Below are 14017 nucleotides of genomic sequence, written 5' to 3'. Positions count from 1 at the left end.
GCGCGCGGGCGCCTTGCATCCAGCCCCTTTGCGGGGCAACGCGACCCCTTGCATAGCGTTAACAGGCCCTAGGCCGCGCACCCGCGCAGCGCCTGTCGGCCCACCCGCATTCACAGCATCAAAAGAAAGCACAACATGCCACAACGTTGGGTCCGTTTCGAACACGCCGGAGAAGCCGCCTTCGGCACCCTGGAGGACGACGCCGTGCGCGAGTATCGCGGCGACATGTACGGCACGCCCGAGCCCACCGGCCGCGTGTTCGCGCTGGCCGGCCTGCGCCTCTTGTCGCCGAGCGAGCCGACCAAGGTCATCGCGCTGTGGAACAACTTCCATGCCCTCGGCGAGAAGCTCAAGCTCGCCGTGCCCGAGGAGCCGTTGTACCTGCTGAAGGCGCCGAACTCCTTCTCGGCGCACGAGGCGCCGATCCGCAAGCCGCTGTGCGACGGCAAGGTGGTGTTCGAGGGCGAGCTCGGCATCGTCATCGGCAAGACCGCCACCGCCGTCTCCGAGGAACGCGCGCTCGAGCACGTGTTCGGCTACACCTGCGCCAACGACGTCACCGTGGCCGACATCCTCAACCGCGATGCCTCGTTCGCGCAGTGGGTGCGCGCCAAGGGCTTCGACACCTTCTGCCCCATGGGCCCGGCCATCGCCACCGGCCTCGATCCCGCCACGCTGGTGGTGCGCACCGTGCTCAACGGCGAGGAGCGGCAGAACTATCCGATCAGCGACATGCGCTTCTCGGTGCAGCGGCTGGTCAGCCTCATCTCGCAGGACATGAGCCTGCATCCCGGCGACGTGATCCTGTGCGGCACGTCCGTGGGCGTGGGCTCGATGAAGCCCGGCAGCCTGGTCGAAGTGGAGATCGACGGCATTGGCCGCCTCTCGAATCGCTTCGGCTGACGCGAAGAATTTCAACTCTTGGGGATCGACATGAAGATAGCAATCATCGGCGCGGGGGCCATCGGCGGCCTGGTGGGCGCCAAACTCGCGCTGGCCGGGGAGGACGTGACCTTCATCGTGCGCGGCGCCAACCTCCAGGCCATCGGCGCCAACGGCATCAAGCTGGTGTCGGCCGAGGGCGAGGAGCAGCTGGCGCGCAACGTGCGGGCCACCGACCGCTACGACGAGGCGGGGCCGCAGGACCTCGTGATCCTCGCGATGAAGGCGCACCAGGTCGAGGCCGTGGCCGACGACGTGGCCAAGCTCTTCGGGCCCGAGACCGCGGTCGTGACCATGCAGAACGGTATTCCCTACTGGTACTTCCAGAAGCACGGCGGCGTGCTCGAAGGCACCACCGTGCGCAGCGTCGATCCGCAGGGCGTGCTCAACGCCAAGATCCCGCCGCGGCGCGTGATCGGCTGCGTGGTCTATCCGGCCTCCGAGCTGATCGCGCCCGGCGTCATCAAGCACATCGAGGGCGACCGCTTCCCGGTCGGCGAGCTCGACGGCGCGACCACCGAGCGCGTCGAGCGCATCGCGGCCTGCTTCGCCAACGCGGGCTTCAAGGCACCGGTGCTCGACAACATCCGCGCCGAGATCTGGCTCAAGCTCTGGGGCAACCTGACCTTCAACCCGATCAGCAGCCTTTCGCACTCGACCCTGGTCGACATCTGCCAGTACCCGCCCTCGCGCGAACTCGCGGCCGCGATGATGCGCGAGGCCCAGGCCGTGGCGCACAAGCTCGGCATCGAGTTCCGCGTCACGCTCGAGAAGCGCATCGCCGGCGCCGAGAAGGTCGGCAAGCACAAGACCTCGATGCTGCAGGACGTGGAGGCCGGGCGCGCGCCCGAGATCGACGCGCTGGTCGGCGCGGTGGTCGAGCTCGCGCGGCTCACCGAGACCTCGACCCCGCACATCGACACCGTGTATTCGCTCGTGAAGCTGCTCGCGCGGACCATGGAAGAACAGCGCGGCCAGGTCCGGCTGCGCGAACTCGCCTGAGGACACCGACACCATGCGACGCCTTCGCAGCGCCAAGATCGTGGCCACGCTCGGTCCCGCCACTTCCGACGAGCCCGCGATCCGCGCGCTGTTCGAGCGTGGCGTGGACGTGTTCCGCCTCAACTTCAGCCACGGCACGCAGCACGACCATGCGCGCCGCCTCGAGACCATCCGCCGGCTCGAGAAGGAATTCGGCCGGCCCATCGGCGTGTTGCTCGATTTGCAGGGGCCGAAGCTGCGGCTGGGCACCTTCGAGGGCGGCCGCGCGCAGCTCGAGGCGCTCGCGCGCTTCCGGCTCGACATGGACCGCACCAGCGGCAACGGCCGCCGCGCGCCCCTGCCGCATCCCGAGATCTTCGCGGCGCTGCAGGAAGGCACCGAGCTGCTGCTCGACGACGGCAAGCTGCGGCTGCGCGTCGATCGCCACGGCGCCGACTTCGCCGAGACCACCGTGCTGGTGGGCGGCCCCATCTCCGACCGCAAGGGCGTCAACGTGCCCAGCGTGCTGCTGCCGATCTCGCCGCTGACGCCGAAGGACCGCGACGACCTCGACGTCGGCCTCGCGATGGGCGTGGACTGGGTGGCGCTGTCGTTCGTGCAGCGGCCCGAGGACATCGACGAGGCGCGCGAGATCATCGGCACGCGCGCGGCCATCATGGCCAAGCTCGAGAAGCCCGCGGCGATCGAGCATCTCGATGCCATCGTCGAGCGCTGCGACGGCATCATGGTCGCGCGCGGCGACCTCGGCGTCGAGCTGCCGCCCGAGCGCGTGCCCGAGCTGCAGCGCCAGATCGTGCGCGCCTGCCGGCTGCGCGGCAAGCCGGTGGTGGTGGCCACGCAGATGCTCGAGTCGATGATCGCCGCGCCGGTGCCCACGCGCGCCGAGGTGTCGGACGTGGCGACCGCGGTCTACGACGGCGTCGACGCGGTGATGCTCTCGGCCGAGTCGGCCTCGGGCAAGTACCCGCTCGAGGCCGTGGCGATGATGGACCGCATCGTCGCGCGCGTGGAGGCCGATCCCTCGTACCGCACCGGCATCGACGCCACGCACGAGAGCGCGCAGTCGACCACGGCCGACGCGGTCTGCACCTCGATGCGCCAGGTGGCCGCGCTGCTCGCGCCGGCCGCCACCGTGACCTACACCTCCTCGGGCTTCACCAGCCTGCGCGCGGCGCGCGAGCGGCCCGCGGTGCCGATCCTGAGCCTCACTCCCGACATGGCGACCGCGCGCCGCATGGCGATGGTGTGGGGCGTGCATGCGGTGCTGGTGGACGACGTGCACGACGTGGGCGAGATGATCGAGTGCGCCTGCCGCACCGCGCATGCCGAGGGCTTCGCGCAGCCCGGCCAGAAGGTGGTGGTGGTGGCGGGCCTGCCCTTCGGCAAGTCGGGCACCACCAACCTGCTGCACGTCGCGCGTATTCCAAACCATTCCTGATCGCGAATACTTGACCGCGGTCATGCGGCGCGCGCGCCGCCGGCCATAGCATGGGACTTCCGAACGAAGCAGTTCTCCAGGAATCCCCATGAAGCACGCGACCCTGCGCCAGTTGAAGGTTTTCGAGGCGGTGGCGCGGCTCCTGAGCTTTTCGCGCGCGGCCGAGGAGCTGCACCTCACGCAGCCCGCGGTGTCGACGCAGGTGCGCAAGCTCGAGGACCACGCCGGCAACACGCTGTTCGAGCAGTTCGGCAAGAAGGTCTACCTCACGGCCGCGGGCACCGAGCTGCTGCAGCTCAGCCGCGCGATCATCCAGCAGTTCGAGGCGGCCGAGAACGCGATGCTGCAGTTCAAGGGCATCTCGGGCGGCAAGCTCAACGTGGGCGTGATCAGCGCGGGCGACTACTTCTTTCCGCGCCTGCTGGTGGAGTTCGCGGGCCGGCACCGCGGCGTGACCCTGAACTTCACGGTGCACAACCGCGAGGGCCTGCTCACGCACATCGCCGAGAACCTCACCGACCTCGCGATCATGGTGCGGCCGCCCACCGACCTCGACACGCTGAACCAGCCCTTCGCGCCGCACCCTTACGTGATCATCGCGGCGCCCACGCATCCGCTGGTGGGCGTGAAGGGCGTGCCGCTCAAGCGGCTGATCCGCGAGCCCTTCGTGGTGCGCGAGCGCGCGTCCGACACCTGGCATTCGATGGAGGAGGGTTTCGGCGCCGCGCTGAGCGAGATCAACATCGCGATGGAGATCCGCAGCACCGAGACCATCAAGCAGGCGGTGATCGCGGGCATGGGCGTGAGCTTCGTGTCGGCCCACACCATCAGCCAGGAGCTGCGCGCGGGCAGCGTGCGGGTGCTCGACGTGCAGGGCTTTCCGCTGATGCTCAACTGGTACGTGGTGCACCGCCGCGGCAAGCGGCTGCCGCCGGTGGCGCAGGCCTTCAAGGACTTCCTGCTGCACGACGGCACCGCGCTGATCTCGCAGATCGTGCCCTTCGATCCGGCGATCTGAAGGCGAAAAAAAAGAGCGCTCGCGGCGCTCTCTCTTCGGGGTGGAGCCTCGAGGGCTCCGGGCATCAACGCTGTTGCAGCGCGGCGCGCACGGCCTTGGCGAAGATCACGATCGGCAGCGCGGCGATCAGGTCGCGCAGCACGCCGTTCGAGGCGAAGGAGGGGGCCTTGAGGGCGGTGGAATTCAGTGCGGTGTTGTTCATGGATGTGCTCCGAATACGGGTGAATGACGGGGTGGGTGGGAATGCGAACCTCCGAATTATAGGGTTTACCCTGGATTAGGGCAAACCACGAGTGACATGCCCATTTCGCGAGCAGGGCACGCGGAGGCACTCCAGAGTGGGCTGCGATGCGGTCGACCTGATCGCGAGGGGCATGCCGAAGACGCCACCGACTTGCATCAAGCGACGCGATCTCATCGCGCGCTAAGACGGCCATGCTAGGGAATTCACGGGGGTCCCGAGCGGGCTCCCTTCGAGGGAACTTGACGAGGGTCAAGAGTTTTTGGGTCGCTCCATCCGACAGTCATCCGCACGCAGGAGGCTGCGGGTCGAAGGTGCCGCGCAGCGGGGCCGACGGGACCGGAGGATCAGCCGAAGCGTGTCGATTGCGCGATGCGACGCCGTACTTGTTCGCATCTCCGCTTCGGGGACCGGTGACTCGAAACGAAACCGGCGGCGCCTCGATGCGATCCGCCGGACTTCAACTCAAACACAAAGATGAAGGACATTCAATGACTCGGCAAACGACCACGATCGCGGGTGCGAACCCCGCGATCTACTCCCCCTCGGGACACCATGGCGCCGCGGCGGCGCAGCGCTCGCAGAGCTACCGATGGGGGCAGCTCCTGATCGGCATCGTGTGCATGGCGATGATCGCCAATCTCCAATACGGCTGGACCCTGTTCGTCAACCCGATCGCGGAGAAACACGGCTGGAGCCGCGCCGCGATCCAGGTGGCCTTCACCATCTTCGTGCTCACCGAGACCTGGCTGGTGCCGATCGAGGGCTACCTCGTCGACCGCTTCGGCCCGCGTCCCGTGGTGCTGGTGGGCGGCGTGCTCTGCGGCATCGGCTGGGTGATCAACTCCTTCGCGGCCTCGCTGCCGGTGCTCTACATCGCGGCGGCCATCGGCGGCATCGGCGCGGGCGCGGTCTACGGCACCTGCGTGGGCAATGCGCTCAAGTGGTTCCCCGACCGGCGCGGCCTCGCGGCGGGCATGACCGCGGCCGGCTTCGGCGCGGGCTCGGCGCTCACCATCATCCCGATCTCGGCCATGATCAAGAACAGCGGCTATGAGGCCGCCTTCCTGTACTTTGGGATCGGGCAGGGACTGATCGTGTTCCTGCTCGCATGGATGCTGACGCGCGCGCCCGAGCATTCGAAGGCCGTGAACACCCGCAACGTGCAGCAGTCGCGGCGCGACTACGCGCCCTCCGAGGTGCTGCGCTCGCCCGTGTTCTGGGTGATGTACGCGATGTTCGTGATGGTGGCCGCCGGCGGCCTGATGGCGACCGCGCAGCTCGCGCCGATCGCCAAGGACTTCAAGATCATCGACGTGCCGGTGAACATCATGGGCCTGGTGCTGCCCGCGCTGACCTTCGCGCTGGCGATCGACCGCGTGCTCAACGGCCTGACGCGGCCGTTCTTCGGCTGGGTGTCGGACAAGATCGGCCGCGAGCAGACCATGTTCATCGCCTTCGCGATCGAGGCGGTCGGCATCCTGATGCTCTACAAGTACGGCCACAACCCGCTGCTGTTCGTGGTGCTGACCGGCATGGTGTTCTTCGCCTGGGGCGAGATCTACAGCCTCTTCCCCTCGACCTGCGCCGACACCTTCGGCGGCAAGTACGCGGCCTCGAATGCCGGCATGCTCTACACCGCCAAGGGCACGGCCTCGCTGCTGGTGCCGCTGTCGAGCGTGCTGGCCGCGAGCACCGGCAGCTGGGAGGCGGTGTTCTTCGTCGCGAGCGGCGTCAATGCCGTTGCCGCGCTGATGGCCTGGTTCGTGCTGCGGCCCATGCGCCGCAAGCACATCGAACGCAGCGAACTCCCGCACTGAGCGCCGACGGGTCGCGAGCCGCTACCATCGACGCCTTTGTCCAGGAGAACGGCGTGACCCTCTACAGACTCGACGAGCATGAACCGTCCATCGACGCCAGCGCGCGCGTGGCGGACACGGCGAGCGTGATCGGCCAGGTCGTGCTCGGCGCGCGCAGCAGCATCGGGCCGCGCTGCGTGCTGCGCGGCGACAACGAGCCCATCACCGTGGGCGCGGGCAGCCACCTCGAGGACGGTGTGATGCTGCATGCCGACCCCGGCTTCCCGATGACCATCGGCGCCGACGTGACGGTCGAGCGGCACGTGATGCTGCACGGCTGCACCATCGGCGACGGTTCGGTGGTCGGCGAGGACACCGTGGCGCTCAACGGCGCGGTGGTGGGGCGCGAATGCATCGTCGCCACCGGCGCGCTGCTGACCGAGGGCAAGGTCTTTCCCGACCGCTCGCTGATCTCGGGCCGCCCGGCCAAGGTCACGGGCCAGGTCGACGATGCCGAGGCCGCGCGCCTCGTGCAGCGCGCGCGCGAACTGGCCGCGCGCTGATCCGCGCGGGGCCGCCGGCGCGAACGGCCCCGCGTTCTTCTCCTTCCGTTCCCGCGCACCGCGATGGATTCGCGCGCGGAATACCTCGGTGTTGCGAACGGTTCGCACGCATCCCCGAAAGGCCCCCGGATATTCCGGCCGCGGCCCAGCGAAAGAGGCCTTTTCACAGGGCTCGCTCGCATTGACACCACCCCTGTTTCGATGGAAATTGACCTGCGTCAAGGTCATCCGCGCGCGATTCATCGACAGTGAATCCCGAGGCAGATGACCGCGCGCGGCTTCCGGTCCCCGCACAGGGAGGCGAGCGCGAATCGACGCCACGATGACAACGGATCCGCCGGCAGGCAGACAGCGGCGGACCGGTAACGGCACCAGATCGGACGGGACCATGACAACAGAAGCGCTGAACGCGTACGTAGCACGGCAGCCGGCCATCCGCGCATCGCGCGTGGAGGCTGGCCAATGAGCGAGGCCCTGCGACTTTCCGCGGCCGACGAACTGGCCGAGGTGCGCCGCGTGCTCGCCGCGCATGCGGACGAACAGGGCGCGTTGCTGCCGATCCTGCACGAGGTGCAGGACACGCTGGGCTACGTGCCCTCGCATGCGGTGCAGACCATCGCCGACGCGCAGAACCTCTCGCGCGCCGAGGTGCATGGCGTGATCACCTACTACCACCACTTCCGCGCCGAGCCGCCGGGCCGGCACGTGATCCAGATCTGCCGCGCCGAGGCCTGCCAGTCGATGGGCGCCGATGCGCTGCTCGCGCATGCCGAGAAGCACCTGGGCTGCGCGGTGCACGGCACCACCAAGGACGGTGCCTTCACGCTCGAGCCGGCGTTCTGCCTCGGCCTGTGCGCCTCGTCGCCCGCGATGACGCTCGACGACGAGCCGCATGCACGCGTCACGCCGATCCGTTTCGAAACGCTGGTCGCACAGGCAGGAGATTGCGCATGAACGCCGCCGTGAAGATCTACGTGCCGCGCGATTCCGCGGCGCTCGCGGTCGGCGCCAACGCCGTGGCCCAGCGCATCGCGCAGGAGGCCGCCGCGCGCGGCCTCGCGATCGAGCTGGTGCGCAACGGCTCGCGCGGCATGCTGTGGCTCGAGCCGCTGGTCGAGGTCGAGACGCCCGCGGGCCGCATGGCCTACGGCCCGGTCACGGTCGAGGAGGTGCCGGCGCTGTTCGATGCCGGCCTGGGCACGGGCGCGCGTTCGCATCCCTTGTCGCTCGGCCCCACCGACGAGATCCCTTACCTCAAGAAGCAGGAGCGCCTGACCTTCGCGCGCGTCGGCATCACCGACCCCGTGTCGCTGACCGACTACCAGGCGCACGAGGGCTACGCGGGCCTGCGCGCCGCGCTCGCGATGGCGCCGGCCGACATCGTGCAGCAGGTGCTCGACTCGGGCCTGCGCGGCCGTGGCGGCGCGGCCTTTCCGGCCGGCATCAAGTGGAAGACGGTGCTCAACACGCCGTCGGAACAGAAGTACATCGTCTGCAATGCCGACGAGGGCGACTCGGGCACCTTCTCCGACCGCATGACGATGGAGGGCGACCCCTTCGTGCTGATCGAGGGCATGACCATCGCGGGCATCGCCACCGGCGCGACGCAGGGCTACATCTACGTGCGCTCCGAGTATCCGCACGCGATCGCCGCGCTCAACGAGGCGATCCGCCATGCGGAAGCCGCGGGCTTCCTCGGCGACAACGTGCTGCGCTCGGGCAAGCGCTTCCGGCTCGCGGTGCGCAAGGGCGCCGGCTCCTACGTCTGCGGCGAGGAGACGGCGCTGCTCGAGAGCCTGGAGGGCAAGCGCGGCATCGTGCGCGCCAAGCCGCCGTTGCCGGCCATCGAAGGCCTGTTCGGCCAGCCCACGCTGATCAACAACGTGATCACGCTGGCCAGCGTGCCGATCATCCTGGCGCGCGGCGCCACCTTCTACCGCGACTACGGCGTGGGCCGCTCGCGCGGCACCTTGCCGATGCAGCTGGCCGGCAACATCAAGCACGGCGGGCTGGTCGAGAAGGCCTTCGGCGTGACCCTGCGCGAACTGCTCTACGACTACGGCGGCGGCTCGGCCTCGGGCCGGCCGATCAAGGCGGTGCAGGTCGGCGGCCCGCTGGGCGCCTACCTGCCCGAGTCGCAGTGGGACCTGCCGCTGGACTACGAGGCCTACGCGGCCGTCGGCGGCACCGTGGGCCACGGCGGCATCGTGGTGCACGACGACACGGCCGACCTGTCGAAGCTCGCGCGTTACGCGATGGAGTTCTGCGCGCTCGAGTCGTGCGGCAAGTGCACGCCCTGCCGCATCGGCTCGACGCGCGGCGTCGAGGTCATCGACAAGATCCGCGGCAACCAGAACCGGCCGCAGCAGGTGATCCTGCTGCGCGACCTGTGCAACACCATGGTCCACGGCTCGCTGTGCGCGATGGGCGGCATGACGCCGTTCCCGGTGCTCTCCGCGCTCGACCACTTCCCGCAGGACTTCGGCATCGAGGCACCCGACCGCAAGGCCGCCTGAGCCCCCAGAGAAAGCAAAGACATGTTGAACCATCTCAAGGAAACCGACTACGGCACGCCCAAGCGCGAATCCGAGCGCGAGGTCACGCTGGAGATCGACGGCACCGAGGTCACGGTGCCGGCCGGCACCTCGCTGATGCGCGCGGCCGTCGACGCCGGCATCCAGGTGCCCAAGCTGTGCGCCACCGACAGCCTCGAGCCCTTCGGCTCGTGCCGGCTGTGCCTGGTCGAGATCGAGGGCCGTCGCGGCTTCCCGGCCTCGTGCACCACGCCGGCCGAGGCCGGCATGAAAGTGCGCACCCAGACGCCGAAGCTGCAGGACCTGCGCAAGGGCGTGATGGAGCTCTACATCTCCGACCATCCGCTCGACTGCCTGACCTGCTCGGCCAACGGCAACTGCGAGCTGCAGGACATGGCGGGCGTGACCGGCCTGCGCAACGTGCGCTACGGCTTCGACGGCGCCAACCACATCAAGAGCGAGAAGGACGAGTCGAACCCGTACTTCACCTACGACCCCTCCAAGTGCATCGTGTGCAACCGCTGCGTGCGCGCCTGCGAGGAAACCCAGGGCACCTTCGCGCTGACCATCAGCGGCCGCGGCTTCGAGTCGCGCGTGTCGCCGGGCCAGGACCAGCCCTTCATGGAGTCGGAGTGCGTGAGCTGCGGCGCCTGCGTCGAGGCCTGCCCCACCGCCACCCTGCAGGAGAAGTCGGTGATCTGGCTCGGCCAGCCCGAGCACAGCGTGATCACCACCTGCGCCTACTGCGGCGTGGGCTGCGCCTTCAAGGCCGAGATGAAGGGCAACGAGGTGGTGCGCATGGTGCCGTGGAAGGACGGCAAGGCCAACGACGGCCACTCCTGCGTCAAGGGCCGCTTCGCCTGGGGCTATGCCTCGCACCAGGACCGCATGCTCAAGCCCATGATCCGCCAGAAGATCACCGACCCGTGGCAGGAGGTGAGCTGGGACGAGGCCATCAACTACGCGGCCGGCGAGTTCAAGCGCCTGCAGCAGAAGTACGGCCGCAACGCCATCGGCGGCATCACCTCCTCGCGCTGCACCAACGAGGAAACCTACCTGGTGCAGAAGCTGGTACGCGCTGGCTTCGGCAACAACAACGTCGACACCTGCGCCCGCGTGTGCCATTCGCCCACGGGCTACGGCCTGAAGCAGACGCTGGGCGAATCGGCCGGTACGCAGACCTTCCAGTCGGTCGAGAAGTCCGACGTGATCATGGTCATCGGCGCCAACCCGACCGACGGCCACCCGGTGTTCGCCTCGCGCATGAAGAAGCGGCTGCGCCAGGGCGCGAAGCTGATCGTGGTCGACCCGCGCCGCATCGACATCGTGAAGTCGCCGCACATCCGCGCCGCGCACCATCTGCAGCTGCGCCCCGGCACCAACGTGGCGGTGGTCACGGCGCTGGCGCACGTGATCGTGACCGAAGGCCTGATGGCCGACGAATTCGTGGCCGAGCGCTGCGACACGGCCTCGTTCGCCGAATGGAAGGCCTACGTCGAGCGCCCCGAGCAGTCGCCCGAGGCCACGGAAGCCTTCACCGGCGTGCCGGCCGCCGAGATGCGCGCCGCCGCGCGGCTGTTCGCCACCGCCGGCAACGGCGCCATTTACTACGGCCTGGGCGTGACCGAGCACAGCCAGGGCTCGACCACCGTGATGGGCATCGCCAACCTCGCGATGGTCACCGGCAACGTGGGCCGCGAGGGCGTGGGCGTGAACCCGCTGCGCGGCCAGAACAACGTGCAGGGTTCGTGCGACATGGGCTCGTTCCCGCACGAGCTGCCGGGCTACCGCCACGTGTCGGACAGCACCACGCGCGGTTCCTTCGAGGCCGCCTGGGGCGTGCAGCTCGATCCCGAGCCGGGCCTGCGCATTCCCAACATGTTCGACGCCGCGATCGGCGGCAGCTTCAAGGGCCTGTACTGCGAGGGCGAAGACATCGTGCAGTCCGACCCCAACACCCAGCACGTGGCCGCCGCCATGATGGCGATGGAATGCGTGGTGGTGCAGGACATCTTCCTCAACGAGACCGCCAAGTACGCGCACGTGTTCCTGCCGGGTTCCTCGTTCCTCGAGAAGGACGGCACCTTCACCAACGCCGAGCGCCGCATCTCGCGCGTGCGCAAGGTGATGCCGCCGAAGGCCGGCCTGGCCGACTGGGAAGTCACGGTGAAGCTGGCGAACGCGCTCGGCTATCCGATGAACTACAAGAACCCCGAGGCGATCATGGACGAGATCGCCGCGCTGACGCCGAGCTTCCATGGCGTGAGCTACAAGCGCATCGACGAGCTCGGCAGCATCCAGTGGCCCTGCAACGACGCGGCGCCCGAAGGCACGCCGACCATGCACATCGACAAGTTCGTGCGCGGCAAGGGGCGCTTCATCGTCACGCAGTACGTGCCGACCGACGAGAAGGTCACGCGCCGCTTCCCGCTGCTGCTGACCACCGGGCGCATCCTGTCTCAGTACAACGTGGGCGCGCAGACGCGGCGCACCGACAACAACATGTGGCACGGCGAGGACCGGCTCGAGCTGCATCCGCACGACGCCGAGGAACGCGGCGTGAAGGACGGCGACTGGGTCGGCATCCAGAGCCGCGCGGGCGAGACGGTGCTGCGCGCGACGGTGTCCGAGCGCATGCAGCCGGGCGTGGTCTACACCACCTTCCACTTCCCCGAGTCGGGCGCCAACGTGATCACCACCGACAACTCCGACTGGGCCACCAACTGCCCCGAGTACAAGGTGACGGCGGTGCAGGTGATGCCGGTGATGCAGCCTTCGGCCTGGCAGCAGGAGTACAGCCGCTTCAACCGGGTGCAGAACGAGCTGCTCAATGCGGCCTCGGCGCCCTCGCCCTCGAACGAGACGGTGCCCGCGAAGTAGGGCACGCGAGCGCAGCGCCATGAACATCGCCACCCTGCCGCTCGCGAGCGCCGACACGGCCGCTTTCTGCGAAGGCGCGCGGCTGCTGCCGGTGCGCGGTGTGCGCGGCGGCCAGCCGTTCGCGGTGCAGGACTGGGTGGCCGAGGAAGTGCCGGTGGCGCTCGAATACAACGGCATCTCGCACGCGGTGATGCTGGCCACGCCGCTCGACCTGGAGGACTTCGCGCTCGGCTTCTCGCTGAGCGAGGGGATCCTCGATGCGGCGCACGAGCTCTACGGCAGCGAGATCGAGAGCGCCGAGCGCGGCATCACGGTGCGGCTCGAGGTCTCGGCGGCCGCGTTCGCGCGCCTCAAGCAGCGGCGCCGCTCGCTGGCCGGGCGCACCGGCTGCGGCCTGTGCGGCACCGAGAGCCTGGCGCAGGTGGCGCGCGAGCTGCCGGTGCTGGCCGCGGGGCCGTCGTTCGAGCGCGCCGCGATCGGTCGCGCGATGGCGCAGTTCCAGTCGCTGCAGACCCTGCAGGAAGCCACGGGCGCGGTGCATGCCGCGGCCTGGTGCTCGGCCGACGGGGAGGTGTCGTGGCTGCGCGAGGACGTGGGCCGCCACAACGCGCTCGACAAGCTGGTGGGCGCGCTCGCGGCCAACGAGGTCGATGCCGCGGCGGGCTTCATCGCCGTGACCAGCCGCGCGAGCTTCGAGATGGTGCAGAAGGCCGCGATGGCCGGCGTCTCGCTGCTGGCGGCGGTGTCGGCGCCGACCTCCTTCGCGGTCGAGACCGCGCAGCGCGCCGGGCTCACGCTGGTGGGTTTCGCGCGGCGCGAGGACCTGGTGGTCTACTGCCATCCGCAGCGCCTGCCGGCCGACACGGTGCCGGCTGCGGCGAACGGGCAGCGCCCGCATTGATGACGAACAACCTCACGACGACAACGAGCGGAGACACAGCGCATGCATGACCAGTCGGTGCAATTGATCAAGATGGCCAACCAGATCGGCACCTTCTTCGAGGCCCAGACCCCGTCGGACGCCGGCGCGGCCACGCAGGCCATCGCGGCGCACCTCAAGTCCTTCTGGGCGCCGAGCATGCGGCTGGCGCTGGTGGAGAGCTTCGACCAGGGCAAGGCGCAGGCGATGCTGCCGATCGTGGCCACGGCCGTGCGCGACCACCGCGCCAAGCTGATGCCCGATGGCGGGCACATGGTGGCGGAGGCGAAGCTGCTCTATCCGCAGGGCGGCGGCGACGCCGGTTGAAACCCCGCTAAACCGCCGCGTGCGACAAGGCCTTCGCCTCGCGCCGCTCGGCATTGCGCGCGCGGCGCCGCTCGTGCGCCTGCAGCAGCGCTTCGTAATAGAGGCCCAGCGGCATCGCCACGAACACCATGCCCGCGACGTAGATCACGAGGCTGGCGATGGGGAAGCTGTCGCCGCCCCAGTGGGGAACGGAGGCCGCCGCGGCGATGGCCGCGACGACCGCGATCGCGGCGCGGAAAGCGCCGCGCAACCAGGCGATGCGGGTTTCGTCACCCTGCGGTGCATCGTCTGCCGGACGGTCTGATGCCGTGTTCCTCCCGCCTTTGTCTCCGTGCTCGTTCATCGTCGGCTCCT

The 14017-nt window shown here is 69.0% G+C and carries 13 protein-coding genes; 11 read left to right on the top strand and 2 right to left on the bottom strand.

From position 1 onward, the window contains the following. Nucleotides 1–135: 135 nt before the first annotated feature. From KV106_RS38945 to KV106_RS38930, 4 genes are all read left to right on the top strand, one after another. A complete protein-coding gene (locus tag KV106_RS38945; protein ID WP_057590861.1) occupies nt 136–903 on the top strand; it encodes a fumarylacetoacetate hydrolase family protein in 768 nt (255 codons plus the stop codon). Between the two features lie 30 nt (nt 904–933). After that, nucleotides 934–1944 (top strand): 2-dehydropantoate 2-reductase, encoded by a 1011-nt coding sequence (locus tag KV106_RS38940; protein WP_261217703.1) that lies wholly within the window; start codon nt 934–936, stop codon nt 1942–1944. A gap of 13 nt (nt 1945–1957) precedes the next feature. Next, nucleotides 1958–3382, top strand: coding sequence for a pyruvate kinase (pyk, locus tag KV106_RS38935; RefSeq protein WP_261217701.1), 1425 nt, complete (start codon nt 1958–1960; stop codon nt 3380–3382). A gap of 88 nt (nt 3383–3470) precedes the next feature. Beyond that, a complete protein-coding gene (locus KV106_RS38930; RefSeq protein ID WP_261217699.1) occupies nt 3471–4400 on the top strand; it encodes a LysR family transcriptional regulator in 930 nt (309 codons plus the stop codon). A 64-nt stretch (nt 4401–4464) separates the two neighbouring features. Here KV106_RS38930 and KV106_RS38925 read toward each other — a convergent pair whose 3' ends face one another. Then, a complete protein-coding gene (locus KV106_RS38925; RefSeq protein ID WP_172705325.1) occupies nt 4465–4602 on the bottom strand; it encodes a hypothetical protein in 138 nt (45 codons plus the stop codon). 530 nt (nt 4603–5132) lie between these two features. On the opposite strand from KV106_RS38925, the gene oxlT reads away from it, so the two are divergent. From oxlT to KV106_RS38890, 7 genes are all read left to right on the top strand, one after another. Beyond that, nucleotides 5133–6461, top strand: coding sequence for an oxalate/formate MFS antiporter (gene oxlT / locus KV106_RS38920; RefSeq protein ID WP_261217695.1), 1329 nt, complete (start codon nt 5133–5135; stop codon nt 6459–6461). A gap of 53 nt (nt 6462–6514) precedes the next feature. Beyond that, nucleotides 6515–7003, top strand: a complete 489-nt coding sequence (locus tag KV106_RS38915; RefSeq protein WP_093347789.1) for a gamma carbonic anhydrase family protein — start codon at nt 6515–6517, stop codon at nt 7001–7003. A gap of 462 nt (nt 7004–7465) precedes the next feature. Then, nucleotides 7466–7957 (top strand): formate dehydrogenase subunit gamma, encoded by a 492-nt coding sequence (locus KV106_RS38910; RefSeq protein WP_261217693.1) that lies wholly within the window; start codon nt 7466–7468, stop codon nt 7955–7957. Beyond that, on the top strand, nt 7954–9519 hold the full coding sequence (locus KV106_RS38905; RefSeq protein ID WP_261217689.1) for a formate dehydrogenase beta subunit: 1566 nt from the start codon (nt 7954–7956) through the stop codon (nt 9517–9519). Before KV106_RS38910 ends, KV106_RS38905 begins: the two co-directional genes overlap by 4 nt. 21 nt (nt 9520–9540) lie before the next feature. Continuing rightward, nucleotides 9541–12417, top strand: a complete 2877-nt coding sequence (fdhF, locus tag KV106_RS38900; RefSeq protein WP_261217688.1) for a formate dehydrogenase subunit alpha — start codon at nt 9541–9543, stop codon at nt 12415–12417. 19 nt (nt 12418–12436) lie between these two features. Beyond that, nucleotides 12437–13318, top strand: coding sequence for a formate dehydrogenase accessory sulfurtransferase FdhD (fdhD, locus tag KV106_RS38895; protein WP_261217679.1), 882 nt, complete (start codon nt 12437–12439; stop codon nt 13316–13318). A 42-nt stretch (nt 13319–13360) separates the two neighbouring features. Further along, nucleotides 13361–13663: a formate dehydrogenase subunit delta gene (locus KV106_RS38890; protein WP_261217677.1), complete on the top strand. Its 303-nt coding sequence runs from the start codon at nt 13361–13363 to the stop codon at nt 13661–13663. A gap of 7 nt (nt 13664–13670) precedes the next feature. Here the strand turns inward: KV106_RS38890 and KV106_RS38885 are convergent, their stop codons facing one another. After that, nucleotides 13671–14006, bottom strand: coding sequence for a hypothetical protein (locus tag KV106_RS38885; RefSeq protein ID WP_057590872.1), 336 nt, complete (start codon nt 14004–14006; stop codon nt 13671–13673). Between the last annotated feature and the right edge of the window lie 11 nt (nt 14007–14017).

It is taken from the genome of Variovorax endophyticus, from assembly GCF_025376855.1.
GTDB lineage: Bacteria > Pseudomonadota > Gammaproteobacteria > Burkholderiales > Burkholderiaceae_C > Variovorax.
Note: the sequence above shows the minus strand (reverse complement) of the source record. Positions and strands in the feature narration are given on the sequence as shown.

Excerpts from the sequence above, each read along its gene's own strand:
- KV106_RS38925 (WP_172705325.1), bottom strand. The coding sequence starts at position 4,602 with ATGAACAACACCGCACTGAATTCCACCGCCCTCAAGGCCCCCTCCTTC.
- KV106_RS38940 (WP_261217703.1), top strand. The coding sequence starts at position 934 with ATGAAGATAGCAATCATCGGCGCGGGGGCCATCGGCGGCCTGGTGGGC.
- fdhD (WP_261217679.1), top strand. The coding sequence starts at position 12,437 with ATGAACATCGCCACCCTGCCGCTCGCGAGCGCCGACACGGCCGCTTTC.
- KV106_RS38945 (WP_057590861.1), top strand. The coding sequence starts at position 136 with ATGCCACAACGTTGGGTCCGTTTCGAACACGCCGGAGAAGCCGCCTTC.
- KV106_RS38905 (WP_261217689.1), top strand. The coding sequence starts at position 7,954 with ATGAACGCCGCCGTGAAGATCTACGTGCCGCGCGATTCCGCGGCGCTC.
- pyk (WP_261217701.1), top strand. The coding sequence starts at position 1,958 with ATGCGACGCCTTCGCAGCGCCAAGATCGTGGCCACGCTCGGTCCCGCC.
- fdhF (WP_261217688.1), top strand. The coding sequence starts at position 9,541 with ATGTTGAACCATCTCAAGGAAACCGACTACGGCACGCCCAAGCGCGAA.
- oxlT (WP_261217695.1), top strand. The coding sequence starts at position 5,133 with ATGACTCGGCAAACGACCACGATCGCGGGTGCGAACCCCGCGATCTAC.
- KV106_RS38910 (WP_261217693.1), top strand. The coding sequence starts at position 7,466 with ATGAGCGAGGCCCTGCGACTTTCCGCGGCCGACGAACTGGCCGAGGTG.
- KV106_RS38890 (WP_261217677.1), top strand. The coding sequence starts at position 13,361 with ATGCATGACCAGTCGGTGCAATTGATCAAGATGGCCAACCAGATCGGC.
- KV106_RS38885 (WP_057590872.1), bottom strand. The coding sequence starts at position 14,006 with ATGAACGAGCACGGAGACAAAGGCGGGAGGAACACGGCATCAGACCGT.
- KV106_RS38930 (WP_261217699.1), top strand. The coding sequence starts at position 3,471 with ATGAAGCACGCGACCCTGCGCCAGTTGAAGGTTTTCGAGGCGGTGGCG.